This window comes from Mesorhizobium sp. B2-1-8 (assembly GCF_006442545.2).
Taxonomy (GTDB): domain Bacteria; phylum Pseudomonadota; class Alphaproteobacteria; order Rhizobiales; family Rhizobiaceae; genus Mesorhizobium.
In genome coordinates, this window is the sequence record NZ_CP083952.1 from 2,629,285 (window position 1) to 2,654,665 (window position 25,381).

27 protein-coding genes and 2 pseudogenes are annotated in these 25,381 nt (G+C 61.7%); 13 read left to right on the forward strand and 16 right to left on the reverse strand.

Features of this window, described 5'->3' with window-relative positions; translation table 11 throughout:
- Positions 1-29: 29 nt before the first annotated feature.
- Positions 30-656, forward strand: coding sequence for a DUF4336 domain-containing protein (locus FJ970_RS12835; RefSeq protein WP_227792115.1), 627 nt, complete (start codon positions 30-32; stop codon positions 654-656).
- A 68-nt stretch (positions 657-724) separates the two neighbouring features.
- On the opposite strand, the pseudogene FJ970_RS12840 reads toward FJ970_RS12835, so the two are convergent.
- From FJ970_RS12840 to FJ970_RS12850, 3 genes and pseudogenes are all read right to left on the reverse strand, one after another.
- A pseudogene (locus FJ970_RS12840) lies at positions 725-841 on the reverse strand (sodium-independent anion transporter); the annotation flags it as partial.
- Between the two features lie 117 nt (positions 842-958).
- A pseudogene (locus FJ970_RS12845) lies at positions 959-1,460 on the reverse strand (Hsp20/alpha crystallin family protein).
- Positions 1,461-1,536: 76 nt separating this feature from the next.
- On the reverse strand, positions 1,537-2,025 hold the full coding sequence (locus FJ970_RS12850; RefSeq protein WP_140763812.1) for an Hsp20 family protein: 489 nt from the start codon (positions 2,023-2,025) through the stop codon (positions 1,537-1,539).
- 203 nt (positions 2,026-2,228) lie between these two features.
- Between FJ970_RS12850 and FJ970_RS12855 the strand changes: the two genes are divergently transcribed.
- Positions 2,229-2,450 carry a hypothetical protein gene (locus FJ970_RS12855; protein WP_140763815.1) on the forward strand — a complete coding sequence of 74 codons (222 nt, stop codon included), beginning with the start codon at positions 2,229-2,231 and terminating at the stop codon, positions 2,448-2,450.
- A 182-nt stretch (positions 2,451-2,632) separates the two neighbouring features.
- Here FJ970_RS12855 and FJ970_RS12860 read toward each other — a convergent pair whose 3' ends face one another.
- Both FJ970_RS12860 and FJ970_RS12865 read right to left on the reverse strand, forming a co-directional pair.
- Positions 2,633-3,823: an NADH-quinone oxidoreductase subunit D gene (locus tag FJ970_RS12860; protein WP_140763818.1), complete on the reverse strand. Its 1,191-nt coding sequence runs from the start codon at positions 3,821-3,823 to the stop codon at positions 2,633-2,635.
- A 65-nt stretch (positions 3,824-3,888) separates the two neighbouring features.
- Positions 3,889-4,593 carry a hypothetical protein gene (locus FJ970_RS12865; protein ID WP_227792116.1) on the reverse strand — a complete coding sequence of 235 codons (705 nt, stop codon included), beginning with the start codon at positions 4,591-4,593 and terminating at the stop codon, positions 3,889-3,891.
- A gap of 251 nt (positions 4,594-4,844) precedes the next feature.
- Here FJ970_RS12865 and FJ970_RS12870 point away from each other — a divergent pair, with 251 nt between their 5' ends.
- Complete coding sequence (locus FJ970_RS12870) at positions 4,845-5,123, forward strand: hypothetical protein (RefSeq protein ID WP_140763821.1); 279 nt, start codon at positions 4,845-4,847, stop codon at positions 5,121-5,123.
- 138 nt (positions 5,124-5,261) lie between these two features.
- Here FJ970_RS12870 and FJ970_RS12875 read toward each other — a convergent pair whose 3' ends face one another.
- Together FJ970_RS12875 and FJ970_RS12880 are read right to left on the reverse strand one after the other, a co-directional pair.
- Entirely contained in the window at positions 5,262-5,762 is a 501-nt protein-coding gene (locus tag FJ970_RS12875; RefSeq protein WP_140763824.1) for a peptide deformylase, read from the reverse strand.
- Between the two features lie 81 nt (positions 5,763-5,843).
- Complete coding sequence (locus FJ970_RS12880; protein ID WP_140763827.1) at positions 5,844-6,929, reverse strand: CaiB/BaiF CoA transferase family protein; 1,086 nt, start codon at positions 6,927-6,929, stop codon at positions 5,844-5,846.
- 121 nt (positions 6,930-7,050) lie between these two features.
- Between FJ970_RS12880 and FJ970_RS12885 the strand changes: the two genes are divergently transcribed.
- Together FJ970_RS12885 and FJ970_RS12890 are read left to right on the forward strand one after the other, a co-directional pair.
- Positions 7,051-8,073 (forward strand): LLM class flavin-dependent oxidoreductase, encoded by a 1,023-nt coding sequence (locus FJ970_RS12885; protein ID WP_140763830.1) that lies wholly within the window; start codon positions 7,051-7,053, stop codon positions 8,071-8,073.
- Between the two features lie 48 nt (positions 8,074-8,121).
- Complete coding sequence (locus FJ970_RS12890) at positions 8,122-8,769, forward strand: ThuA domain-containing protein (RefSeq protein ID WP_140763832.1); 648 nt, start codon at positions 8,122-8,124, stop codon at positions 8,767-8,769.
- A gap of 1 nt (position 8,770) precedes the next feature.
- Here FJ970_RS12890 and FJ970_RS12895 read toward each other — a convergent pair whose 3' ends face one another.
- The 3 genes from FJ970_RS12895 to FJ970_RS12905 form a co-directional block, all read right to left on the reverse strand.
- Positions 8,771-9,190: a VOC family protein gene (locus FJ970_RS12895; protein ID WP_140763835.1), complete on the reverse strand. Its 420-nt coding sequence runs from the start codon at positions 9,188-9,190 to the stop codon at positions 8,771-8,773.
- 52 nt (positions 9,191-9,242) lie between these two features.
- A complete protein-coding gene (locus tag FJ970_RS12900; RefSeq protein ID WP_140763838.1) occupies positions 9,243-11,264 on the reverse strand; it encodes an amidase in 2,022 nt (673 codons plus the stop codon).
- 108 nt (positions 11,265-11,372) lie between these two features.
- Complete coding sequence (locus FJ970_RS12905) at positions 11,373-12,299, reverse strand: LysR substrate-binding domain-containing protein (RefSeq protein WP_140763841.1); 927 nt, start codon at positions 12,297-12,299, stop codon at positions 11,373-11,375.
- An 84-nt stretch (positions 12,300-12,383) separates the two neighbouring features.
- Here FJ970_RS12905 and FJ970_RS12910 point away from each other — a divergent pair, with 84 nt between their 5' ends.
- From FJ970_RS12910 to FJ970_RS12925, 4 genes are all read left to right on the forward strand, one after another.
- On the forward strand, positions 12,384-13,214 hold the full coding sequence (locus tag FJ970_RS12910; RefSeq protein WP_140763844.1) for a class I SAM-dependent methyltransferase: 831 nt from the start codon (positions 12,384-12,386) through the stop codon (positions 13,212-13,214).
- An 11-nt stretch (positions 13,215-13,225) separates the two neighbouring features.
- Positions 13,226-13,735, forward strand: coding sequence for a hypothetical protein (locus FJ970_RS12915; RefSeq protein WP_140763847.1), 510 nt, complete (start codon positions 13,226-13,228; stop codon positions 13,733-13,735).
- Between the two features lie 90 nt (positions 13,736-13,825).
- On the forward strand, positions 13,826-14,059 hold the full coding sequence (locus tag FJ970_RS12920; RefSeq protein ID WP_140763850.1) for a hypothetical protein: 234 nt from the start codon (positions 13,826-13,828) through the stop codon (positions 14,057-14,059).
- Positions 14,060-14,134: 75 nt separating this feature from the next.
- A complete protein-coding gene (locus FJ970_RS12925) occupies positions 14,135-14,335 on the forward strand; it encodes a hypothetical protein (RefSeq protein WP_140763853.1) in 201 nt (66 codons plus the stop codon).
- Between the two features lie 405 nt (positions 14,336-14,740).
- On the opposite strand, the gene FJ970_RS12930 is transcribed toward FJ970_RS12925, so the two are convergent.
- Together FJ970_RS12930 and FJ970_RS12935 are read right to left on the reverse strand one after the other, a co-directional pair.
- Positions 14,741-15,028, reverse strand: coding sequence for a hypothetical protein (locus FJ970_RS12930; protein ID WP_140763856.1), 288 nt, complete (start codon positions 15,026-15,028; stop codon positions 14,741-14,743).
- An 849-nt stretch (positions 15,029-15,877) separates the two neighbouring features.
- Complete coding sequence (locus FJ970_RS12935) at positions 15,878-16,336, reverse strand: DUF6101 family protein (protein WP_415752031.1); 459 nt, start codon at positions 16,334-16,336, stop codon at positions 15,878-15,880.
- A 948-nt stretch (positions 16,337-17,284) separates the two neighbouring features.
- Here FJ970_RS12935 and FJ970_RS12940 point away from each other — a divergent pair.
- On the forward strand, positions 17,285-17,668 hold the full coding sequence (locus FJ970_RS12940; RefSeq protein ID WP_140763859.1) for a VOC family protein: 384 nt from the start codon (positions 17,285-17,287) through the stop codon (positions 17,666-17,668).
- Between the two features lie 65 nt (positions 17,669-17,733).
- On the opposite strand, the gene FJ970_RS12945 is transcribed toward FJ970_RS12940, so the two are convergent.
- Complete coding sequence (locus tag FJ970_RS12945) at positions 17,734-18,408, reverse strand: protein-L-isoaspartate(D-aspartate) O-methyltransferase (RefSeq protein WP_140763862.1); 675 nt, start codon at positions 18,406-18,408, stop codon at positions 17,734-17,736.
- 275 nt (positions 18,409-18,683) lie between these two features.
- On the opposite strand from FJ970_RS12945, the gene FJ970_RS12950 reads away from it, so the two are divergent.
- Positions 18,684-19,295, forward strand: a complete 612-nt coding sequence (locus FJ970_RS12950) for a GNAT family N-acetyltransferase (protein ID WP_227792117.1) — start codon at positions 18,684-18,686, stop codon at positions 19,293-19,295.
- Between the two features lie 162 nt (positions 19,296-19,457).
- Here FJ970_RS12950 and FJ970_RS12955 read toward each other — a convergent pair whose 3' ends face one another.
- The 3 genes from FJ970_RS12955 to FJ970_RS12965 form a co-directional block, all read right to left on the reverse strand.
- Positions 19,458-20,516 (reverse strand): aminopeptidase, encoded by a 1,059-nt coding sequence (locus FJ970_RS12955; RefSeq protein ID WP_140763868.1) that lies wholly within the window; start codon positions 20,514-20,516, stop codon positions 19,458-19,460.
- A 326-nt stretch (positions 20,517-20,842) separates the two neighbouring features.
- Positions 20,843-22,018 (reverse strand): S1C family serine protease, encoded by a 1,176-nt coding sequence (locus FJ970_RS12960; protein ID WP_140763885.1) that lies wholly within the window; start codon positions 22,016-22,018, stop codon positions 20,843-20,845.
- Entirely contained in the window at positions 22,009-23,463 is a 1,455-nt protein-coding gene (locus FJ970_RS12965; RefSeq protein WP_181178782.1) for a peptidoglycan-binding domain-containing protein, read from the reverse strand. The genes FJ970_RS12960 and FJ970_RS12965 overlap by 10 nt, the downstream gene beginning before the upstream one ends.
- A 204-nt stretch (positions 23,464-23,667) precedes the next feature.
- Between FJ970_RS12965 and FJ970_RS12970 the strand changes: the two genes are divergently transcribed.
- Complete coding sequence (locus tag FJ970_RS12970) at positions 23,668-24,420, forward strand: SDR family NAD(P)-dependent oxidoreductase (protein WP_140763892.1); 753 nt, start codon at positions 23,668-23,670, stop codon at positions 24,418-24,420.
- Positions 24,417-25,349 (forward strand): sigma-70 family RNA polymerase sigma factor, encoded by a 933-nt coding sequence (locus FJ970_RS12975; RefSeq protein ID WP_140763895.1) that lies wholly within the window; start codon positions 24,417-24,419, stop codon positions 25,347-25,349. Before FJ970_RS12970 ends, FJ970_RS12975 begins: the two co-directional genes overlap by 4 nt.
- Positions 25,350-25,381 lie beyond the last annotated feature (32 nt).

Genomic DNA, 25,381 nt, shown 5'->3' on the forward strand with positions numbered 1-25,381 from the left:
AAATCGAGTTTGGTCTCGGCTGGCTGAAAGTGCCGTTCACCACCCGCATGACGGTTGTTCGGCTTCGTGGCGGCGACCTGGTTCTTCATTCGCCCGTGCGTCACACAGCGGCCCTCCAGACGGCGGTGGAGGCGCTGGGGCCAATCCGCTATCTCATCGCACCGAATTCGCTTCACTATTGGTGGCTGCCGGACTGGAAAGCTCGTTTGCCGGGCGCAACGGTCCTGGCGGTGCCCGGCCTGCAAAAGGGGGCCAAGCGCCGCGTCGTCGTCGACATGGAGTTGACGGGCCATGATACGCCTTGGCCGGAAGAAATCGACATGCTGATTGTCAGTGGCGACGTGCTCACGGAGGCTGTATTTTTTCATCGCGCTTCACGAACCCTGATTCTCACCGACTTGATCGAGAATTTCGAGCCAAAACGCATCCATGGCTGGTTCTATCGCGCCCTCATGAAAATCGGCGGCGTTATCGACCCGGACGGCAAAGCCCCATTCGACATGCGATTGAGTTTCTTCCGACACCAGAAGTCATTGCGGTCGGCTGTTCGCCGCATGATCAACTGGCAGCCCGAGCGCGTGATCATCTCACACGGGCGTTGGTATGAGGCGGATGGCGTCAAGGAACTCAAGCGCGCCTTCCGCTGGGTGCTGTGACGCCGGTGCCTAAAGGAAGTGCGGAACGTGTCCGTATCTACTGATTTTGCGCCACGACAGGACTGATTGCTGGCTGCATTCAGACCGACGACATCGACCTCGCGGCGCCGCCGCCGTGCTTTCAATACAACGCGATCGAGTGCGCCCACCGCGGATATATCCCCGGCACTGACATCAATAACAATACAGGATCCGCCACATCAAGGAGCCTGGGACGCTGGACGATGTTGCCGACCACGCAATCCGATGGTTCCTGCGCCACCTTGCTCCGCGAGGCTGATTTCGCGTCGCTCTCGGCATGATCAGCTCTTGATCTCGATGCGCTTGACCTGCGATTGCGCCTTCTCCGTCTTGGGCAAGGCCACGGTCAGCACGCCATTCTTGAAGCGGGCTTCGACCTCGTCTCCGCGGACTTCATAGCCGAGCGGGATGCGGCGCTCGAAGCGGCCGTAGTAGCGCTCCGAGAACTGCCTGTCCTTGTCCTCGGTTTCGGATTGCTTTTCGCCCTTGAGCGTCAGCACACCGTCTTCGAGCAGTACCTCGATATCCTTCTCCTCCAGCCCGGGCACCTCGGCGGTGACCTTTATCTGTTTCTCGCTGTCGGAGATCTCGACGCTCGGCCAATTTTCGCCGAACGCGGCCCTCCCGACGACGGCATGCCTGTGCCGAAGCGGAAGACATCGTCGAACAGCCTGTTTACTTCTCGATGCAGCGACAGGAACGGGTCGCGCTCACCGTCGCGGAAAAGGCTGGGGCCTGGTCGCCATTGCCGCGACCCCAAGGTATCAGATCACGGACACTGATGATTTTTTCTCCTTTCGGTCGTTCGGTGACAAAATCGTCCTGACGGCGCCGGGCAATGCCCGGCACCGTGCGGGGATCAGGCGGCCTTCTTCTCGCCCTCGATCTGTTTCGTCGCGCCCTTGGGCAGCGTCGTGTCGGCTGCGATCTCGATCTTGCGCGGCTTCATCTCTTCGGGAATCTCGCGCTTGAGATCGATCGTCAGCAGGCCATTGACCAGGGCAGCGCCGACGACCTTGACGTGGTCGGCCAGTTCGAAGCGGCGCTGGAATGCACGCCCGGCGATGCCGCGATGCAGGTACCGACTCTTGTCATCGCCCTCGTCATCGCCAGTCTTCTGGCCAGACACCACGAGCATGTTCTGCTCCTGGGTGAGGGTCAGTTCGTCCTGCGAGAAGCCAGCCACCGCCATGGTGATGCGGTAGTCGTCCTCGCTTGTCTTGGCGATGTCATAGAGAGGCCAGTTGTCGATCGTTTCGATGCGGCTGGCGGCATCCAGAGCGTTCAGCATCCGGTCGAAGCCGATGCTCGATCGGAAAAGGGGAGAAAAGTCGAAAGCGGTTCTCATAGCTATATCCTCCTTTGAGCAACATAGACACGAGAGGCGCCAAGGAAGCGGCGCCCCTTGACTTGCCGACCCGTTGGGCGTCGGCGAAACTGATCTGGTAATTCACCTTTTTTCCGTCAAGAGTTGTTCATTAAAAGTTGTTCCCCCGGAACGGCAGATGGTTCGCGGCCGTTGATCTTGGATCACCCCGGAGGAAATCGTACATGCGCACGACTTTGACAAAGGACGACGTGACTTCAGTGCTCGGTCCGATCGAGGAGGCTACCGTGGCGGAGATAATCGCTACCGGCGCCTCCGCCGATGAGCTTCGCGAAGCCTGGGCGTGGCTTAACGGGGATGAGGCGTTGATGAGCGAAGGACGGCCGCTGCCCGGGACCCGCGTGGCCGCCTTGATCGACCTGCTGGAGCCGGAAGACGAGGAATAAGGATCCGATGCGATGAGGCCATCAATGGCAAGGTCGGGATCGCCCGGTACAAAGTTGTAGCAAGACGGAACAATGCGGGAGCATTGACGTTTCCGGCCTACGAAAAATTCCACCGGGAGATAAGGAAGTCCTTGCCGCGGCCGAAATCGGAGATTGGCACTGCGATCGGATCCGCGCATTGATCAGCGATCGATCTCGCCGAAGACGATGTCGAGGGATCCGATGATTGCGGCGACATCGGCGATCATGTGACCCCTGGATAGGAAATCCATCGCCTGCAGGTGGGCAAAGGACGGCGCGCGTATCTTGCATCGGTAGGGAACATTGCTTCCGTTCGAAACCAGATAGACGCCAAATTCCCCTTTCGGCGCTTCGACGGCGGCGTAGACTTCTCCGGCCGGCACACGAAGGCCCTCGGTATAAAGTTTGAAATGGTGGATGGTCGCTTCCATCGATCGTTTCATCTTGGCGCGCGGTGGCGGTGTGATCTTCTGGTTCGGAATTGCCACAGGCCCTTGGCCTTCGGGCGCGCGCAGCTTTTCCAGGCATTGCTTCATGATCCGGACCGATTGGCGCATTTCCTCCATGCGAACCAGGTAACGATCGTAACAGTCTCCATTCTTGCCGACGGGAATATCGAAATCCATCTCGGGATAGCATTCGTATGGCTGTGCCTTGCGCAGGTCCCATGGCGCCCCGGACCCGCGTACCATCACGCCGGAGAAGCCCCAGGCCCAGGCGTCGTCGAGGCCAATCGCGCCAACATCGACATTGCGCTGCTTGAAAATACGACTGTTGGTGAGCAGGCCGTCAAGATTGTCGCAGACCTTGAGGAACGGGTCGCAAAAATCCCAGATGTCGTCAAGCAGCGCGGCAGGCAGGTCCTGGTGCACGCCTCCAATCCTGAAATAATTCGCGTGCATGCGGGCGCCGGAGGCGCGCTCGTAGAAGACCATCAATTTCTCACGCTCCGCGAAACCCCAGAGCGGCGGAGTCAGGGCGCCTATGTCCATGGCCTGGGTCGTGACGTTGAGGAGATGCGACAGAAGCCGGCCGATTTCGCAAAACAGGACGCGGATAAGCTGCCCACGCCTTGGCACCGATATCTGGAGCAATTTCTCGGCGGCGAGACAGAAGGCATGCTCCTGATTCATCGGTGCGACGTAATCCAAGCGGTCGAAATAGGGCAGGGACTGCAGATAGTTCTTGTATTCTATGAGCTTTTCCGTGCCGCGATGGAGCAGGCCGATATGGGGATCGGCACGGTCGACGATCTCGCCATCCAGTTCCAGCACCAACCGTAGAACCCCGTGGGCCGACGGATGCTGGGGTCCGAAATTGATGGTGAAGTTGCGAACAGCGGCTTCGGCCATGGCGGCTCTCGGCGATATCTGCGTTTCATTGCTTCACGGCGCGGCCGTATCGTTCGGGGTGCCGATCAAGTTGTCGTCTGGATGATCAGGGTCAGCGTGCCGTCACCATCGATGTTGGCGGCCACGACCTGTGAAGAGTTGAGCCCGTTCGCCCTCAGCGCCGTTGTTGCCTGAGGCGATGCATCGATGGAGTTCTGCAGCCGCAGCAGATCTTCCGCGCTGGTCTGGGTAATCACGGCTTCCGCCTGCGCTTTGATTTCCGCGGGTAGATCCTCGACTGCGACAACGGCAACATCGGTGAAATTCTGGTCAGCAGTTCCTTGCCCGGGCAGCGGTATCTGATCCGGCTGGGGCTCCAAGGGCGTCATCTGAGGAACGGGTGTCTGAGGAACCTGCGGGTTGACGGCTTGCCCGTAGAGGGGCTGCGTGACGACCACTCCGGAAAGCGCGGCAACTATCATCAACATCCGCATCGTCGTTCCCTGCATTTTTTCGAAACGTCGAACACAACCCTTGTGCCGAGTGATGGTTCCCTGCCACGACGGCCGCCGCGCGATTTCAATCGTTTCCGCCTGTTCAATCGTTCCGCTTGCCGCCCGAGCGGATCGCTGATGATGGTGATCTTGCTGGGTGTCCTGGTCAGCGGAACCGGTCGCGTGCGGCAGTGGATGGAGCCGGAAACGGATGCCGTGGTCACAAGCGTCAGAAACGCATCCCTCCGCCAGCATAATAGCCAACTCTGTGTCAGCTGGCAGCGCCGATCCGGGCATCCTCTTCTTCCTGGTGTTTGCCGTTGTCACCACAGCGGTGGCTCGCGCTCGGCGCAACGCCGCTGGTGCCACGCTAACTTGCCCAATAGATCATCGTCACGAAATCTTGGAAGCTGCTCCAGGCGGATCAATGTGAGTCCAGCAGGATGTACCCTGGCGACACGGGCCTCTCCAGCTGGCGACTGCTCAGGAACTTTTCGCCGCCTGACGATTTGGATATAAGATCGAATCCGAACAGAAGGGTGTTTGCGATGACGACCAAACGGTTAGCGATCTGCGCTCTTGCTCTCGCAATGGGCTGCGGCATGTCCTCGTCGGCATTCGCGGGGGCCAGGCACCGTCATTATCAACAAGCCGAACAGGAACGCTACGTTCCGGCCAATGACGATCTCATCGACTTCCTGTTCGGCGGCCCGCGCTATTACGACCAGCAGTTGTTCACGACGGCTGCCGGGGCCTGTTCCTACCACCGGACAGGACCGGACGCGTTCGCGATAAACAAGATCAACGATCACCACTGCGGGAAATAATCGGCTGCCGGCCATCAGGCCAGCCCGGTGCGAACGGGACACGGTGCGCCGGCGCGGACAGCGGCCGGCGTGACGTTGTCCAGGACGGCAAGCCCCCATCCCGAGCCGCGATCGCGCGCTTCTCCTGCGGGTACGGCGCTACGAGGCTCGCATCAGCTTGCCGTAGCGCTTGATCAGCCGGTCGCGCTTGAGACGCGTCAGCCTGTGCGTCCAGAAGAGCCCGTCGAGCTGATCGATCTCATGCTGGTGGCAGACCGCCAGCAGGCCCTCGGCGTCCTCGAACCGCTCATTGCCATCCAGATCCTGATAGCGGACGCGTATGCGGGCGTGCCGATCGATATCCTCGGTGATGCCGGGCATCGAAATACTGCCTTCCGCATGACGGATCATCTCGGTCGAGGCCTGGATGACAGATGGATTTGCGTAGATTCCCGGCTTTGTGGCGGAAAGAAGCTGGATCACGACCAGGCGTTTCAAGATGCCGACATGCGGGCCTGTGATGCCGATCCCGGGGGCTGCGTGCATGGTGTCGATGAGGTCGCTGGCCAAACCGTGCAGGTCGCTGTCGAACAGCTTTACCGGCTCCGCCACGGCGCGGAGGAGGGGATTGGGGAACTTCAAGATCGGTCGAACCGCCACGGACCTCGTCCTATCTGCCAATCATCTTCGAGTGAGGCCATAGGCGGCCAGCGAACACTGGCATAGCCTGGCACGCCGTCATCACGGTTCCGCCAGGCCCGCGCGGATTTCGGCATCGTGTTCACCGCGCGCAGGGCTTTTGGCCGATGTCTTTTGTTCCCATCCGGAAAAGCGCGGCGCGGCCGCCGCCTGCAGGACGCCGTCCACTGTCTGCCATGTGCCGCGCGCGGTCATGTGCGGATGCAGTGCTGCTTCATGGGGGCTGAGGACTGGACCGACGCAGGCGTCGGACCCTTCGAACAGTTTGCCCCATTCGTCGCGAGGTCTCGTGGCAAAGATCGCTGCCAGCCGGTCGCCGAGTTCCGGCCACAGATCGCGATCGAACTGATCGGCGAATTGCGGATCGGCCGACAGGCCAAGCCTGTCGAGGAAGTCCGCGTAGAATTTCGGCTCGATGCACTGGACGCTGACGAACCCGCCATCCGACGCGCGGTAGACACGGCACCAATGTGGACCATCGAGCAGGCTTTGGCCGCGCTCGGCTGCGAGCGCGCCGGACTGGCCGAGCGACATCAGCAGGTTCATCATGTGGGCCGAGCCGTCGACGATCGCGGCATCGACGACGGTGCCTTTGCCGCCGGCGCGGGCATTCATGATGCCGGCCAGCATGCCGATCGCCAGATAGAGCGCGCCGCCGCCTATGTCGCCGACCAGCGTCGGCGGCGCCATGGGTGGTTCTCCCGGCAAGGAGGCGTACCAGAGCGCGCCCGATACGCCGACATAGTTCATGTCGTGTCCCGCGGCGGAGGCCAGCGGTCCGTCCTGGCCCCAGCCCGTCATGCGGCCGTAGACCAGGCGCGAGTTGTCGGCGAGGCAGGCATCCGGGCCGAGCCCGAGACGTTCCATGACGCCGGGCCGAAACCCCTCGATCAGCCCGTCTGCGGTGGCGATCAGGCGCATCAGCACGGCCACGTCCCCGGCATCCTTGAGGTCGAGGGCGATGGAGCGCTTACCGCGATCGAGCAGCGAGCGCTTGGGCGCGCCCGGCATGGACGCCAGCTTGCGATGGACGACGATGACATCGGCGCCAAGATCGGCGAGCAGCATGCCGGCGAAGGGCGCCGGCCCCAGCGCCTCGATCTCGACGATGCGGATTCCCCTGAGCATCCCATCCTCCACAGCGGTCAACTCTTTGGTGCTTTGCGAACTTTGGCACCGAGAGGGCGACGGTGTGTAACCCCGCTCTTTTGCCATTGAAGCACGTGCCGCTCGCATATACTTCACGGCGATGAAGAAAATCGGTTTCCTGTCGTTCGGGCACTGGACGCCCTCGTCGCAATCGCAGGTACGTTCGGCTTCGGACGCGCTGCTGCAATCCATCGATCTCGCGGTCGCGGCCGAGCAGCTCGGCGCGGACGGCGCCTATTTTCGCGTCCATCATTTCGCCCGCCAGCTCGCCTCGCCATTTCCGCTGCTGGCGGCCGTCGGCGCCAAGACCAGCCGCATCGAGATCGGTACGGCCGTCATCGACATGCGTTACGAAAATCCGCTCTACATGGCCGAGGACGCGGGTGCGGCCGACATCATCGCCGGCGGACGCCTGCAACTCGGCATCAGCCGCGGCTCGCCCGAGCAGGTGATCGATGGCTGGCGTTACTTCGGCTACGTGCCGCAGGACGACAAGAGCGACGCCGACATGGCGCGCCATCACGCCGAGGTTTTTCTCGACACGCTGCGCGGCGAGGGGTTCGCCCAGCCCAACCCACGACCGATGTTTCCCAATCCGCCCGGTCTGCTCAGGCTCGAGCCGCATTCGCAGGGCCTGCGCGAGCGCATCTGGTGGGGCGCGGCCACCAACGCAACCTCGCAATGGGCGGCAAAGCTCGGCATGAACCTGCAGAGCTCGACGCTGAAGTTCGACGAGAGCGGCAAGCCGTTCCATGTCCAGCAGGCCGAGCAGATCCGCATCTATCGCGAGGCCTGGAAGGCGGCGGGCCACAAGCGCGAACCGCGCGTTTCGGTCAGCCGCAGCATCTTCGCGCTGGTCGACGACCGCGACCGCGCCTATTTCGGCCGCGGCAATGAAAGCCGCGACCAGATCGGCTTCATCGAGGAAAACACGCGAGCGATCTTCGGCCGCAGCTACGCCGCCGAGCCGGACGTGCTGATCAAGGAGCTGGCGCAGGACGAGGCGATCGCCGAGGCCGATACGCTGCTGCTCACGGTTCCCAACCAGCTCGGCGTCGACTACAACGCCCATGTCATCGAGGCGATCCTCACCCATGTCGCGCCGGCGCTCGGCTGGCGCTGACCCATGCGGCGAGCGGTCGTCGGTCCATAGATCGAGGGAGGTTGCCGCATGCCGAAGAAGGCTTTGATTGCCTGGGGCGGCTGGGAAGGCCACACGCCGGAGCGCAGCGCCAATGTCGTGCGCGACATGCTCCGGCGTAACGGGTTCGCGGTCACGCTCGGCCAAGGCACGGCGATGTTCGCCGATCCGGACCTTGCTTCATTCGACCTCATCGTGCCTGTCATCACCATGTCGACGATCGAAAAGGCCGAACTGAAGAACCTGACGCAGGCGGTTCGCCAAGGGAGCGGGCTCGGCGGTTTTCACGGCACGATGGGCGACAGTTTCCGCAATGAGCCGGACTACCAGTTCATGACCGGTGGCCAATGGGTCGCGCATCCCGGTGACATCATAGACTATCGTGTCGTCATCACCCGGCCGGACGACCCGATCACCAGCGGCGTCAGTGGTTTCGCCTATCGGTCGGAGCAATATTACATGCATGTCGATCCCGGCAACGAGGTGCTGGCGACAACCACCTTCACCGACGCGCATTTCCCCGGGATTGGCGGCGTCATCATGCCGGTCGTCTGGAAGCGCCGCTATGGCGCCGGGAAGGTCTTTTACAGCTCGCTTGGCCATACGGCCGACGAGTTCGCGGTGCCGGAAATGGCGCTGATCATGGAGCGCGGTTTGCTGTGGGCCGCGCGCGACTAGCCTACCAGTCGGCGACGCGGTCGCCGCCGGTGAATTGCGCGCTTTTGGCGGTGTATTCGAACAGTTCGATCTTCACGCCGTTGGGGTCGCGCAGCCAGGCCTGGTAGGTGTCGTCGCAAGCGTGTTTCCTGGCGGTGACATCGACGCCCATGGATGCGATGTGGGCGATCGCGGCGTCGATGTTCTCGACTTCCAGGCAGAAATGGTTGATCTGGTCCATCTCGCTGAACCGCGCCCCATCCTTCTGGAAAACCTCGACATGGCTGCGGCCGCCGCAATTGAGGTAGAACCCGAAAATCGCGCCGTCGCGCAGGAAGTTGAACTGGACGTCCATGCCAAGGACATCACCGTAGAAGCATCGCGTCTCCTCGAGGTCATTGGCGAAGATGCAGACATGGGCGAGTTGCTTGACTTTGATCATGGCTAGGTTCCGTGGTCTGGCCGGCTGCGCAGGCGGCCCGTACAGTGCACCATCACTCAATCCCGCCGGCAACCGCGTAGGCACCGGCGATGCGGCCATCCCGCAGCCGCACCACCGCAGTCACGATCGAGCCGTAGGAGCCCCGCCAGACACTGTGGAACCGCTGGTACTCGGCGGTCGGCACGAGCGCTTGCCCGGTAAAACGCGCACCGCTGCGCTGCATCGCGACGGGCTCTCCGTTGACATGCACCTTGATGCTGGTCGTTTCAGTTGTCTCGCCAGCCATTTCGAGGGTGATGGCGATCTCATCCAGATCCCCAGAAGCCCGCGTCTCGGCCGCAAGCTTGATGGTGAGCGCAGGCGCCTTGCCATCGCCGGCTCGGGCAGGACGATGCGAAAACACGTCGTCGGCCAGCTCGGGCGTGCGCGGCGGGCGGGTGCGGCGCCGGGTCGACCGTTCGTAATCTCCGGCCATCCGAAGCAGCCTTTCGTCGTCATAGGCCTTGCCGGCGAAGGTGAGGCCGACAGGCATGCCGATGTCGGCCATGGTGCCCATCGGCACGGTGACGGTCGGGATGCCGAAATGGCGCCAGACCAGGTTGCCGTTGGCGACCCAGGTGCCGTTGCGCCAGGCGAGCGCGGCGGACGCCTCGTTGACGTCGGCATCGGCCGGGCCGACATCGGCGGCGGCCGGCAGGATCACGGCATCGAGGCGGTTGGCGTCGAGCCAATCCTCGAAGTCGATGCGCCTTGTTGCTTCAAGTCCCTTGATGCCGTCTTCGATCGTGGGAATGTCGGCCAAGGGCGCGACTCCCGATTTCGCGCGTTCGACATACTCCGCCAGATCGAAGCCGCCTTCATAGCGGTCCGGCAGCGTGCCCGGCGGCTGGGGAAAGATTTTCGGGCCGTCGACCGAGACGAGGTCGGGCAAGGCAGGGTCGGCATTGGCGCGCAGGAAATCGTCCCAGCCCCAGATGCAGAGATCCCAGAGTTCGCGCTCGGCGAAGTCCGGCGGCACCAGCCCGCGCTCTGCCATGGTTTGCGTGGCGGGCCGGTCGCGCTCATAGTTCGAGACGACGGGAAAATCGACCTCGACCACCTCGGCACCGAGCCGCCGCAGATCCGCCGCCGCCTGCTCCCATAGATCAAGCACCGAGGCGCGGGTTTCGATCGGACGGTCAGCCTCGACGTCGCGACCGATATACATTTTGGGTACGCCGAGCCGTTTGCCCCGGAGTGATCCTTCCAGCGTCAGATCCGTGTAGCACGGTGGGCGCGCCTCGGAACTCTTGGGCAGCGCGACCCAGGGCTGCGCGCGCCAGAAATCGCCTCGCGTTTCCGGATCGTCGGCGACGATGACGTCGAGCAATTCCAGCATGTCGGGTACGCTGCGCGTGTGCGGCACCACCACGTCCATGGTCGGCACCAGGGGCCAGTTGCCGCGCACGGAGATGATGCCGCGCGAAGGCGTGTAGGCGACGAGCGCATTGTTGGTGGCCGGCGCGCGGCCGGACGACCAGGTTTCCTCGCCGAGCCCGAAGGCGCAGAAGCTGGCCGCCGTCGCGGTACCCGAGCCATTCGAGGAGCCCGACGCGAAGGCGGCGGTCAGGCAGTCGGCATTGTAGGGGCTCTCGGCGCGGCCATAGACGCCGCGCTGCATGCCGCCATTGGCCATCGGCGGCATGTTGGTGAGGCCGATCAGCACCGCGCCGCCGGCACGCAGCCTGGCGATGGTGAAGGCGTCCTCGTTGGCGACGAGATGCTCGAAGGCCGGCGAGCCGGCGGCGACCGCCAGGCCCTTGACCTTGTAGCTGTCCTTGGCGGTGTAGGGCATGCCGTCGAGCGGTCCGAGCAGGGTGCCTGCGCGACGCCGCTGGTCGGAAGCGGCGGCTTCCCCGAACATATCAGGGTTGAGCACGGGCACGGCGTTCAGCGCGATGCCGTGCCGGTCGAAATGCGCGATGCGCCTGACATAGGCCGCGACCAGTTCGACTGAGGTGACGAGGCCGTCATCGAGCGCGCGGCGCAGTTGCTCGATCGTTGCTTCGACGAGATGAAGGCTTGTGTCGGTCATCATTGTTCCCAGGCTATTGTCTGTACGCCATGTGTCTGTACGCCATGGATGAGCGAGGCCGCCGGCTTCGGCAAGCGCCAATCGGAATTCGTTGCGGGCCAGGTGGGCTCAGGCGCTCGCCTCGGCATCGCTCCGGCGCCTGACATGGTCGATGAACGCGCGCAGCTTGGGCAGGACCTGACGCTTTCCCGGGTAATACAGGAAAAGCCCAGGCAAGGTCACGGCAAAGGGTCCCAGCACCTCCCGCAACCGGCCGTCGGCGATCGGCACGCTGGCAAGCGGTTGGGGTACCTGGGCAAGCCCGGCGCCTCGCATCGCCGCGCCCAGAAGCGTCGGATAATCATGCGCGATCAGCGGTCCGGAGACGATGGCCTCGACCGACTTGTTGCCGTCGATAAAGGGCCAGGGCGCGATCGATCCGTTTGACCGGCGCATGCGCAGGCAGGCATGGCCGCGCAGATCCTCGACGCGTTGCGGCACGTTTCGCTGGCGCAGGTAATCAGGGCTGGCGACGACCACGAATGGCAGCGGCGGCGTCAAGCGCACCGCGATCATGTCGGCGTCGACAAATTCGCCGGGCCGGATGCCTGCGTCGAAGCCTTCGGCGGCGAGATCGACGAGTTCTCCACTGGCCACGATCTCCAGCTCGATTTCCGGATAGGCCTGGCAGAAGGATGCGATGAGCGGCTCCAGCAGGATCGGCACCACCGACGGAGGCACCGAGAGGCGCAGCAGTCCGGTCGGCCGCTGGCCGAGGTCGCGCGCCACCTCGCTCGCGGCGACCAGTTCCTCGAATGCGGGTCCTGCGCGCGATAGAAAGCGCTCCCCGGCTTCGGTCAGGCCGACGCTGCGCGTCGTACGGGTGAAGAGCGCCGCGCCGATGCGCGCCTCGAGTGTGCGGATCGCCTGGCTCATCGCCGACGGCGTCACCTTGAGCTCGGCCGCCGCCTTGCGGAAATTACGATGCCGGGCGACGCTCAGGAAGGCCTCGACGCCGTCGAGCGCTCCCTGCCGGACTGTGAAGTTCTGCTTCATGACGCATCGACATTATCGCGGATAGTCGTGGTTCGAAAGCGCCTCTATCTCTGCAGCAACGACCGAAATCCGGAGGAAACCGCAATGACAGATAATCTCGACGGCGTGCGCGCTCACTACCGCGCCAGCGGCCTGACCGAGCGTCTCAAGACGGCGCTGGCCGCTTTGGGACCAGAGGACCAACGGCTCATGCCGGAACAGCTGGCCGGGCTCGACCAGTTCCACACTCGTGGGCTCGCGGCAACCGCCGAGCTTGCCGGCTTGGCCGGGATTGGCTCGGAAACGATGGTCCTCGATGTCGGCTCGGGACTTGGCGGGCCGGCCCGTTTCCTGGCGGCGACCCATGGCTGCCGGGTGACGGGCGTAGACCTCAGCGAGCCGTTCGTCGAGGCCGCACACTATCTGACCGAACGAATGGGGCTAAGCGAACAGGTGACGTTCGAGAGCGCCAGCGCGCTGGCGCTTCCCTTCGAGGACAGCCATTTCGACGTCGTGTTGCTGCAGCATGTGGCGATGAACATTACCGACCGGGCAAGGCTCTATGGCGAGATCAGGCGGGTGCTGAAGCCGGGCGGCCGGTTTGCCACCTACGACGTCGTGATAAATAGCGGCGATCCGCATTATCCCGTTCCCTGGGCACGAAGCCCGGCGGAGAGTTTCTTGCTCACCGCGGCCGAAACGCGGACGCGGATCGAGCAGGCAGGCTTTGAAACCTTGGTGTGGCAAGACGACACGGAGGCGGCCAAGGCGTGGTTTTCGCAATTGCGGGCGTCCGGACCGCCTCCTTTGCTCAATCTCGGCGTCGTCATGGGGCCGGACTTCGCGGGAGTTGCCGCCAACCTTGGACGCAATCTCGGGGAAGGCCGGTTGGGCATCCTGACAGCCGTCTTCGAAGCTATTCCGGGCAAGACCTGAGGGAGGCGGAAATGTCGCCGGCAATCATCTTCGACATCCATCTCGCTCTGGGCTACGTGCCGTGGTTGCTGTGCTTCGGCGCCTATGTCTGGCCGAGGCTCAAGTCGATGGACCGCCTCGAGGCGCAACGCGCGATCGCCACCCTGCACAGCTTCCGCTTCTTCGGGCTTGTCTTCATGCTTCCGGGTGTCGTCGGGCCCAATCTGCCGGCTGGTTTCGCCGTCCTCGCGGCTTATGGTGACTTCGCCACCGGCCTGCTGGCCATGCTGGCGCTTCTGACGGCCCGGAGACATCAGCTATTCTGGCCGCTCGTCGTCGCCTTCAATCTCGTGGGAACCGTCGACATCGTCGTCGACTATTATCACGGGGTCCAGCTCGACCTTCCCGATCTGGCAGGAGAACTGGGCGCCGCCTACGCGATCCCGATCCTCTATGTGCCGCTGCTGATGATCACGCACGTCGCCGCGTTCTATCTGCTGATGCGCCGCCGGCCCGAGCCGGTTCAGGGCGCCCACCCCTGATCGGCCGCACGCGGCCGGAAAGAATCGATTTTTTATGCAACCTCTGATGGACGCGTGCGTTACAGCCTCCCCGGGAGGAGGTTTGCGATTTTGGAGCGTTTCGAGATCCTGTACGAGCCGACAGGCACGTATTCCATTTTCGACAGATACACCGAATTGCCGGTTACGGTGGAAGGCAGGACCTTGATCGGGCTCCATCGGCACGAAGTGCCGCTGGCTCTGCTCGCCAGCATGGAGCCCGATGACAGCGGGGTGCCGTCGCTCTCGCTGTCGAGCGGCCGTCTCTCATACGAATATCAGCGAGACGCTTGCAAGCGTGAATGAACGCTCTCATAAGTTGCGACAAGGCATACAGCATGAAAGAAAATGGTGCCGTTATCATCGCATGAAAGGGGAATCATGCCTGACCAGAATGCGCTTGTCCGCGCGGCCATCGCACGGCTGCTTTCGCAGAAAACCGGGGCCTCCGTGATTTCGATGAAGGAGTGTATCGAGGAACTGCCGGCGACAGCTGGCGCGGCGCTGACCATCGAGGACCTGCAGGATCTGCTGCTGGAAATGGCGGAGGAGCGTGGAGTGATGGTGGAGCTCGATCTTTAGAGCATTCCAGGAAAAGCGTGAAACGGTTTCCCGGGAAAGGCGAGTTAGAACCGTTTACCGTGACCTTGAGACGGCGAGCGGCTCAGCGTGCCGATTAGGTAAGTAGCCATCCTAATTTTCAGCATGGCTGAAGACGACAGTTCCATTGTCCTTGCGAACTTCAACGCAAATGATCCCCTCGTCACCCCTTCGGGTCTGAAACATAGCGATTGCGTTTTGCCACCTTTTCGGCGTCAAAGATCACCTTGTCGATGATGCTCTGTCTTCCATACCAAATAACGGTGAACGCCATTCGCCGCCTCCATTCGAGGCACCATAGGCGCTCTTACCGGTACCTTCAAACGGCTCGATAAGATACGCGTCTGTGGCAAAAAGGCGGCGCGAAACGGCCCTCTTTCCCGCAGATTAGCCACCCATCTTCATGGCCATCGCGCAGAAATCTGCATGCGACTTGTTGATCGTGGTATCGCCGCAGTCTTTCAACACCGCCTTCTTTTCATCTGGCTTCATGGACATCCATGCGGTCTTGAAATCCGCTTCCGACCTGAGTGTTTTCATGCCGGCATCGGTGAAGAACGGCGACATCTTTGCCGGATCGTCGAGCGCGGAGGTGCCACCACCAGATGCAGCCAGCGCCGAGCCAGTCATCATTGTGAGCGCCATCGCGCCCATAGTGAGCATTTTGAAGGTCACTTTCATCTCCTCACGATTTACGTCGATCGCATGCAACGATCATCCCACGAAACGTCATCGTGCAGGAAAGGTTGCCCGCCTGCGTCGAAAAGGCGGAATTCTATTCCGTGGAATGCAGCTTGGACGCAAAGGGCGCGGAGACCCAGCCTGAACCGAAGTCCTGCCGCAGCTCGTCCAGCCGCCGACGTGACCTTAAGCAGCGCGAGGCTCAGGTGCCCTGCATTGGCGGCCAGCGTCCGGCAGTCACATCCCTCCCGCCTCACCAGATGCTACCAACAACCATGCGATCCAGGCTTTTGCGCAGATAGCGGTCCAGTACAGCGGACTTTTGACGAAAGAGGCGTCGACGGCTTCAAACCAGCTGTCAGGCATCGTCAACAGGGACCGGACACATCTGACGGCTGATCTATCAAACGATCTCGGGTGAGGCGCTTGGTCCGGCTGGACCCTGCCAACTCAACACATCGTCGGCTTTGAAAACACTCTCGCGTAGTCCACCAGGACGAGGTCGTCATTAGCGAGCCGGATCAACGTGCGGATGTGCTCCCGTCGGCGGTGAACTGATGCTGAATCCTGGTTTGTCCCGCCGTTCGGATAGAGCCGCGCAGAATTGGATGCAGCGTTGCGGACAGCGGCAACGGCCGATACCTTCGCCAGAGCGTCGCGGTTCGTATGAGCCTTTGCATGGCCACGCTTCCTGGACACTCTATGGGAATCGATCGGAATCTTGGCGCTCCGAAAGCGGTTTCTTTCCAGTGGCTTGTCCCGGCCTTAGTGCTTTTCGCGGCCGCATAGCCGTCCTTACTTTGGTCGCCTGGACTAGCGTAATCCTGATTGCCGTAATTTGGATTACACCAGTGACGTCAGTTTGTTCATCAGGCCAGCCTTGGAAAGCCTGGGCGCTTGGTCGAGACGTCGCCCATGTTGCGGTCTCTGGGGTGAGGGCGGGTTCATGTTGGCACCGAGCGTTTCCTCAAGAGTTCGGGCAATGCCGTCGGCGCCAAGCAGAAGCATAGGCAGTCGGTAGGCCTCGGCCCAGGCACGCCAGTCGGTGGCAACAAGTTCGAGGTCGTCGGACACCAGCAGCGGCACCGTCAGCATCGGATCATTGTGCAGAAGCTTGAGCTCCGCTGTGAATTTTCCATCCGGATCCTCCATCGCGCAGGCGGCCACGCCGCGGAAAGCCTTGGCGGGAAGGGCAATGATTGCTGGCACGCTGCTTAAATCCTGCCTGCGGCGGACCACCACACCACGCTGGTTGAGCGTGAAGGTCACGTCGCCATAGTCGTCGCGCGTGGTATAGCTCACAGTCTCCGGCAGGCGCGATGGGTCGAGACGCCTGTTGCGGCCGGTCCAAGAACTCGTCTCCGGTTCAGTATGAGTCCGCTTACCATCGGCCATCATTGGCACCTGGACAGAGAGGGCCTGAAGCACAGCACGCAACCAATGCCCCGAGTGAGCCCCAATCCTCTGCGGCGCCGCCGTTCGGCTTGCGTCCAGCAACAGCTGCGTGCCTTCGCAATCTCCACCCCTTGTTGAGGTCGAACCGGATGTACCCGGCTCGAACTCTCAGCACATGTCCTATTGCCACATAAAATAGCAGTGTATTCTGTATTAGTGATTACTAATTTATGTCAATTTTTCGGTACTTTGGCAAAAGGCCGTCGGCTGAGCTATCCAACTCGACAAACGCGGCAGAACCCAGTCAGCGCATTTGTTGCGCGCCGATTCCGAGGAGGCTTCATTGGCTTCATCGGGTCGTTGGTGATGAGGATATCGGCCGGTTAGGTCAACGGGCGGAGGAGGGGTTGCTCCGAATCCTGCGCCGCTGCCAACCTTCGTCCCAGTGACCGTCATCCATATCGCCGCCCCACATCTTGCCAGCCGATCAGACCCCTGATTATGCTTTAATGCCGATCATCCCTGGCTCCCAGGACGGAAGATTCCGTCGACAGGCGCGGGCCGGCCAAGCTGCCCGCGTGGCCAGCAGCGAAGGGACAACGGCTGCGTTCGCCCGAACTTGCCTTTCGTCGGGCTGTTGCCAACCGTGAAAAAAGCTCGTCGCTTTTCGGCAGCGGCCTTCTCGGGGGAATCCTGATTTGTCAATTGCTGTGGGCCCGCCTCACTGGCGCCGAAGCGGGCCCGGCCGTTGAGCGCGCATGTTTGGGACTGGGCTCGTTATCTGTCATCCTAAAGGGCTGGCTGACTTTCTAGCCGCGGCGTCAGGCTTGACCATGCTCATGTGGGGTTAGATCGATGCTTCTAGGAATCCATCATATTGCAATCATCTGCAGCGACTACGAGCTGTCGAAGGAGTTCTACAATAAACTCGATTTCGTCATCGTCGACGAAAATTGGCGCACCGAAAAGCAATCTTGGAAGTGCGACTTGCGGCATGGTCCCGTCCAGATCGAATTATTCAGTTTTCCCATGCCACCCAGCCGGCCGACCAGGCCTGAAGCATGCGGACTACGACACGTAGCATTCTCGGTCGACTCGGTAGAGGCGACAGCCCGGTTGCTTCGGGCAAGAGGCGTCGACGTTGAGCCGGTCCGCATAGACCCTCACACAGGACGTTCGTTTACCTTCGTGGCAGACCCCGACGGTCTCCCCATTGAGTTCTACGAGGATCGAGTTTGACAGTCGGAGGATTGCGACGAGAAGAGTGCGGAGCTGCCGGCACCCGGCTGACGGTGCGCACCTCGTCAGATGGTTTCAAGCCGGCTGAACCGAACCGGGATGAGTTTCCGAGTCTCGAGTTGCCCAGCAGCATCCTTGTCGATGACAGTCAGAAACTGTACTTCTTCAGAGGCCAAAGGCAGAACAAGGCGTCCCCCTGGCTTGAGCTGATTCAGTAAAGCCGGCGGCGTCCGCTCAGCTGCTCCGCTAACCAGGATCTTGTCGAATGGGGCGTGCTCGGGCCAGCCGCGAGACCCGTCTCCGACACGAACGGCGACATTCGAGAAGCCAAGGCCCTGCAGCAGAGCCTCGGCATGGCTCGCGAATTCCTCGATGATTTCGACGCTCCAAACTTGTCCTGCGAGTTCAGCGAGGATGGCGGATTGATAGCCCAGGCCAGTCCCGATCTCGAGCACCGTTTCGTGCGCTTGGGGAGTAAGGAGATCGGTCATCAGAGCGACCATGAAGGGCTGCGACACAGTCTTATCGAAGCCGATCGGCAGCGGCATGTCCTGGTAGGCATAGGGCGCGACCGCAGAGGGCACGAAGAGATGTCGCGGGACCCGCTGCATCGATGCCATCACCCGCTCATCGAGCGTTGCCTTGCCGAGTTCTTCGCTTGCAAGGTCGGCATGGATCGCAATCATCTCGACCATGTGCCTGCGCAGAACCGCAAGATGCTCTTCGTTCATCGGTTTCATGACGGTGAGGCTTTCCTCGACCAGCTGCTGCCAAATAGCATTGTATCCTGTTCGTCTCGCCACCGTAACCGACAAGGCCGATGCGCTGGGCATTTCCCGACGTTAGGCTTCCGATCGTTTTCATCAGCGGCTACGCAGACGTCACCATGTGCGTATGGGCGATAAAGCCGGGAGCGTCCGACTTTTTGACCAAGCCCGTTCGACACTACGACTTGCCAAACACCATCGGTTTTGCCATGGCGGCCACACCAAGTTACCTCGTTTAAGTGTTGCCCTTGGCGCTCAGCCGCCGCTTCTGCCATCGCCGTTGCATTTGGCGCCGCCCCGGGTCGAAAATGCCTCCGATGAAAGCAGTTCCCAGGCTCACCACACCAAGGCTCGTGCTTCGGGCGCCGGGCGAGCGGGATATCCCGGCATGGTTCGCGCGCGCCACGGACGTCGAATCCGCCTCCCTTGCCGGCGATCCCGTTCCAGACGACATCAGCGCGGGCGCGCGATGGCTCGCGCTTTCGCGTCAGCGCTTCGCCGACGGCAAGGCGATCCAGTGGTCCATAGACCGGGCATCGGAAGTGATCGGGACGATAACCCTGTCCTTCGCAACCGACGCCAAGGCGGCCGCATTGGGATTTGTGCTGGCGCGTGCGCATTGGGGGCAGGGACTGGGCAACGAGGCCGCGCGCGAAGTCGTTCGCTATGCTTTTGAAACCCTGGCTCTGGAACAGGTGACGGCCGAGGCGGTGACGCGCAATGTCGCGTCGCTGCGGATATTGGCGAAGCTCGGCTTCAAACATATCGAGAGCTTCATCGATGAGTCCGACGGCGAGCATTGCCAGCGTTTTGCGCTCGACGCAGACATCGGAACGTCACTCCTGGCGAGCCAGACTTAGAGCGGTTCAGCGTTTGATAGAATCGCCGAACCGCTCTAACTCTTTGTTTTTACGCAATTCCCTAGGGAAAGCGCTACGCGCTTTTCCTGGAATTGCTCCTGAGCCATCCGCTCGCGGCCCCGGGCTGAGATCGGAGCACGCCAAGCCCCGTGGTTATCCAAGTCAATCACACGACCTCGCGGCCTTGAGCGCTTCGGCACGGGCCGGTTCGGGCAAATTCGCGATCCTTCGAACGGATGCATAGAACCTCGGATAATCGCCGGAGCACAGGTCGAACAGGCGAAGAAACGCCGGAACCTGTTCGCCGTAGACGGCGGTCGCGGCGAGCTTTGCGTTGTTGATCGGGGAATTGAACCAGGCGTCGTATCCCCGGTATCCGGCCCATCGTTTGTCGCGCATTTGCCGATAGCGCATCCGCAGCCTGTCGAGCGTGGCGGCCTTGGCGGCCGCCATCTCATCCGGGGCACGGGAGCTTTCATAGACCTGCCGCAACTCGTCGCGCGTTTTCGATACCAGTGCGACAAAATCGGCGCTGCGCTTGCGATCGGCTTCGTAGCGGCGCAATCCGGCGCGATCGCCGGCTGCGCGGAGCCACTTTCTTGTGCCGGTAGTCTCGACGGCCACCGCGAAAGCCTCGTTGAATGCGGAATCGCCGTTCACATAGAGGCGCTGATGCGCCAGTTCATGAAAGATAAGGCTTGCGAGATAGGTGTCGTCCTGACGGAGCATGGTGCTGAGCAGCGGGTCACTGGACCAGCCCAGTGTGGAATATGCGGTGACGCCCGTGACGTAGACGTCGAACCCCTGTTCATGAAGCGCGACGGCGCTTTCCGTCGCGGATTTCCGATCGAAGTAACCCCGGTACGGAACGCAGCCGAAAACCGGAAAGCACCATGTTTTTGGCGTGAGCGAGAATTGCGGGGCGGCGAAAACGGCCCAGGTCACGGCGTCCCGGTGGATGTCGACATAGCTGTGGTAGCTGCTGTTTTCAGGCAATGCCAGCTCGTCCGTCGCGAACCGCCTTATGGCGCTCGCCGACGTCAACCTGGCGCGCAGTGCCTCAGGGGTCGAAGGGGCCTTGATCAATTTTCCAACGTCTTCGCGCGCGGCCATGATCCGAACATGACCCTCCAGCGATTGCGCGTAGTAGGAAATGCTGGTGCAACCGCTCACTGCGGACGCCACGATCACCGCGGCGAGCAATCGAAAAACGCGCTTCACTTCTTCCCCACCACTTCGTCACCGCCCCATGGAGCACATGTCCCGCGGACCGTCCACTGGGCATGCCCTTGAAGCTGCTGGTTCGCCGCCGGCCCCCAAGCCATATGGCTGCTATGCACCCTATGCCGGCCGTACAACCAGCCTCTGCCTGCACCTAGAAACAGACATCGCCGTTTGCAATGTTGTGCCTCTCGGTTGCGCAGTCTCGACCGCAGATATCGGCTTCACCTGGTCCTGAAGGAGATATCGTCGGGATCGATATGGAGGAGGTAGTCACTGACGCCGACGCTAGGAATACTAGCCAAGCCGCCTCAATAACTATCAGCCTACTTCAAGCAAACAACGAGAGCCGTAAAACCTTTGGCGCGATCTGCAAGGTCTTCAGGCTTCAGCACGCTCGATTGATCGCCGACGGAATATGAAATGCCATTCGATTTCAGAAAGCTTGTTATGATCTCAGACTTTATCGCAAAATTGATATTTTCAGCGATGTCATTGGTTACTGAAGCCATCCTGATCGCGTTGAATTTGGCCTGAACAATGCCGACAACATTGCCGGACAGATCCAAAAGCGGCCCGCCACTGTTGCCGGGCTGGACCGGCGCCGAAATCTGCAAATGCCTGCTGTCATCGCCCAAGCCTGACGTCGCTGTCACATTTCCCAAGGTGAAATTTCCGCCACTGGACAGGATGCCATTGAGCGGAAACCCAAACACCGCGATCCCTTCACCCAGCCGGGCGCTTTCACGCATCGAAACAGCGGTCATGCCCGGATTGTGCGTGTCGAGAACAGCCAGATCGTTTGCAGGGTCACGAGCTATCAGGTTTGCTGGCAACGTCACATTGTGAAACTGCACCGCTATGGTCTTGCATTCATGAACCACATGCTCGTTCGTCACCAACTGGCCCGAGGGCGTCACAAAGAAGCCGGATCCGGTATCGCCAGTGAGGCTTTCGGCTGGGTCAGTGCGATTTCCTTCGGGCGGAGGTGGAGAGACAGCTTGCTGTGGTGCGGGAGGCGGTTCAACCGAAGGCGCTGGCGGAGGATTGGCGGAGGCGCTGGTGGCGGCTCCCACCAAGGCGCTTGGCGGAACGCGCTCTTGCAACAGCTCGACATTCGCTCGAAACAGATCGGACATCACGGTTGAAAGGCGCTCGCCGTGAAGCGGTGAATCGGCTTGCCAACTGATCGTGAAGCCGATGAGGCCCCCTAACGCAGCCTCGTATCTGGCATAGGTGTTCCGATTGTTGTCGAGGAAGTTCAAGGCGAAGAACCGGGATTTTTTCACCTTGTAGACAATTTGATACTGTCCGGCATACCTCAAGAGAGAGTCATAACTCGCTGAAAGGTTGCTCCCGGGGTAATAGTCAAAGGAGATCGCGATCCCTGAGCTGGAAGCGAAGCTGTACCCCGATTTGGTCGGAATCTGACTCAGTCCAATGCCGGCCGGAACCCAAAGCCGTGAGGCAGCCGCGGGGTGTGAAATCTCCTTCAGCCCCATTGCTGCAGCAATGGCGAAGCGGCCTGTGCCAGAATGCCTTGCGTTTCCTGCGTCGGCGAACCCGTGACAGGCAGGTGATTGTCCGTTTGAAAGCTCTGGATCGCCTCGAAGAGGCGTCTGCCAAAATTGTCATTGCTCACGGCAGGCCAGTATCCGGCCACGCCTAGCAGCATCTGGAACTGGTAGCGTGTTTCAAGCGGCATGCTTTCAAATGCCGTCCGCGCTGCATTGTAGTCCGCCGGCGTCGACGCTGCGCTGCCAGGCCCATCCGTGACGTTGGGGAGTGGCGTGTAGCGCAACTCCTTGAGAAGTTTTAGCAGAGCCGTGGGGAAAGGGATTTTCCGCACCAGATCAGGCGGACATCCTTCTACCGCGCCACCGTTCGCGCACGTCTCAGGGCCAAAATCCGAGATAGCGGTATAACTCGTCGTCATGCGGGACCACGCCTGGTCGCCCTGCTCCACGAGAATCTTCGAAGCCACCCATCCAGCCAGGAAGCCATTTGAATGCCAGAGATCTGGTTGTCGCCTGGCGGCATACTCAAGTTGGTTCGCGTGCTGAATTAAGCGATGCTGCATCGCCGGCCGATCCGTGACGTCGATCAATCCGCCGTCAACAAACTTGCTGATCCGGATCGGAGAAAAAGAGTCCGCATACGAGCTGAAAGCGTAGAGGAAATGATTGTCGGAATTGATCAGTTCGGCATTGCCATCACCGTCGACGTCCTCAAGCCCGTATCCGCCTCCGTCGAGATCTTCTCCCTTGGCCAATTGCCACGTATTGGAGGGGGTCTTTCCGATAAGAACCGCTTTGACGCAGCAATGGGCACCGCCAGTGAATGTCGTGATTACAATCTGTGGCTTGCTCGACGTTTTATCGAGCCAGACAATATTGGCACTGAGAACAGCCGAAGGCATCGCATATTCGTCTGACCCGACGAAGCTGAAGGCCGCCTTGTCACCCTCCCAGACGCTGACCACCGGCACCGACATGTCACCATGTGGCGCGACACTGAGATCAACCCGAATGTCCTGGTACCGGATGCTCGTGGCCGCGCCGGCCTTGTAGTTACCGCCTGCCAGAACTGGCGACGAAAAGCTCCAAATCTTTCGCTCGAACTCGGATCCGGACGAAAGATAGGCATCATCGGGCAATGGATCCCATTTCGTAATCTGTGCCTTGGCGTCCGAAATGGTTCGCGCACTGATCGGACCAGTAACCACCGTGTAGGAGCCATTTCGCGCCTGAAAAACCTGCGCCCCTTGTGTGAGCCCGCCGTAGCTCCTGGCGACGCCTATTGCGATGTCCGGGTCCGGTGTGGCCGCAAGGATCACCCAATGCATGGATCCGTTCAGACGGAGCGTCTCCGCATGGCTCGGAAGCGTGCAAAGAAGCATCAGGACCGAGAGGCCAGCCGCCACGGCGAAGATTGTTTGCCTGAACATGATCTCACCCGAACCCACACGCATTCGTAAAACTGCCCCGACGTATCCTTTGCCGTTGCGGTCATTTTGGCAATCGCTTGCTGCTCAACGATCGCTTTGCGCGTCGGCGTCATGTCCAGACACCATCACCAAATCTCGCTCACCCCTGACTCTTTTCCCGACCCTCAAAAGTCTTAGCTACAGTGAAACACTGGAGCAGGGTCAATGAGCCTCAGGGATAAGAAGATTGTGGTCACCGGTGGCAGCCGGGGGCTCGGCCTCGGATTGGTCGAAGCGCTGGTCGAGCAGGGGGCCAGCGTGACCGTGGTCGCGCGCGGCGCCGAGGCGCTGGATGCGGTCGGTGCGCGGCTTGGGGTCGCCACCGTCGCGGCCGATGTCACGGACGAGGACGCGGCCTATCGCATCCTTGGCGAGGTCCGCCCTGACATAGTGGTGCTGAACGCCGGTGCAACGCCCCGGATGGGGCGGCTGGACCAGTTGAAGTGGGAGGATTTCTCCGTCACCTGGGAGACCGACGTCAAGGCCGGGCTCTACTGGCTGCAGGCGGCGCTGAACCTGCCGCTCAAGCCGGGCAGCCGGGTGTTGGTCGGGTCGAGCGGTGCCGCCGTCACGGGGTCGCAGATGTCGGGCGGCTATGGTGGCTCCAAGCGGATGCTCTGGTTCATGGCCAAATACGCCAATGGCGTGGCGCAGGAGAAGGGCCTCGGCATACGCTTTCAGGCGATCCTGCCCCGCCAGATGATCCTCGGTACCGGGATCGGCGATGCGGGCGCCGGCGCCTATGCCGGCTCGATGGGCATCACGCCGGAACAATTCGTCACCCGTTTCGGCGCGCCGATGCCGCCCCGGGCGTTCGGCGACAGGGTGGTTTCCGTGCTGGAAGACCCGCAATATGCCGAGGGCGTCGTCTTCGGCCTCAGCGGCGACGCGGGCGTAACGATCATGGAGGGTCCTTGAGCGACGGAAAGCGACCCGTGGAGCGCGACCGGCAGGAAGGGCTGCTTGCCCTTGCGGCGGCCTTGCGGCCGGAGCTGCACCGCTATTGCTCGCGGCTGATGGGCTCGGTGATCGACGGCGAGGATGTCGTGCAGGACACGTTCGCGCGCGCCTTCGTTGCGCTCGACGAATTGCGCGAGGTGCCGCAGCTCCGGCCCTGGCTGTTCCGGATCGCCCACAATCGTGCGCTGGATCTTTTGCGCAGCCGCGCGATCCGCGCTGCGGAGCCCATCGAGGCGGCGCTTGAGATTGCCGACGAGGCCGACCCGGCGGAGATGCTGATGCGCAGGCAAGCCGTGCAAACCGCCGTGTCGCGCTTCGCGGAGCTTCCGGTGCCGCAACGCAGCGTCATCATCCTCAAGGATGTGCTCGACGAACCGTTGGCCGACATCGCCGCTTTGCTTGGCGTCACGGTCGATGCGGTGAAGGCGCATCTGGCGCGCGGCCGCGCCCGGCTTCGGCGGATCAACGCCGAGGCCAAGCCGCTTCCCGATGCACGCATCGCATCGGCGGCCACCGTGCGCTACGTCAATCTGTTCAACCAACGCGACTGGGACGGCTTGCGCGCGCTGCTCGCCGATGATGTGAAGCTCCACCAGTCCATGCACCCGCCGCGCGCGGGCGCCGCCGACGTCGGCATGTTCTTCACGATCTATGCCAAGAGCGACGGCTTGTGGTTCCGGCCGGCATGGGTCGAGGGCCGCGAGGTGATCGCGGTGTTCGAGGACCGGGCCGCCCCGAAGCCGCATCATTTCATGTGGCTGGAATGGCGCGACGGCCGGATCAGCTTCATTCGCGACTACCGTTATACCAGCTACGTTCTCGACGACGCGGAACTGGTGCTGGCAAGGGAAGCCGGATACTCCAGCGGCGGCGGTGGACGCCGATAGGTCGCGGGCCGGATCGACGCTTGACGCGGGCC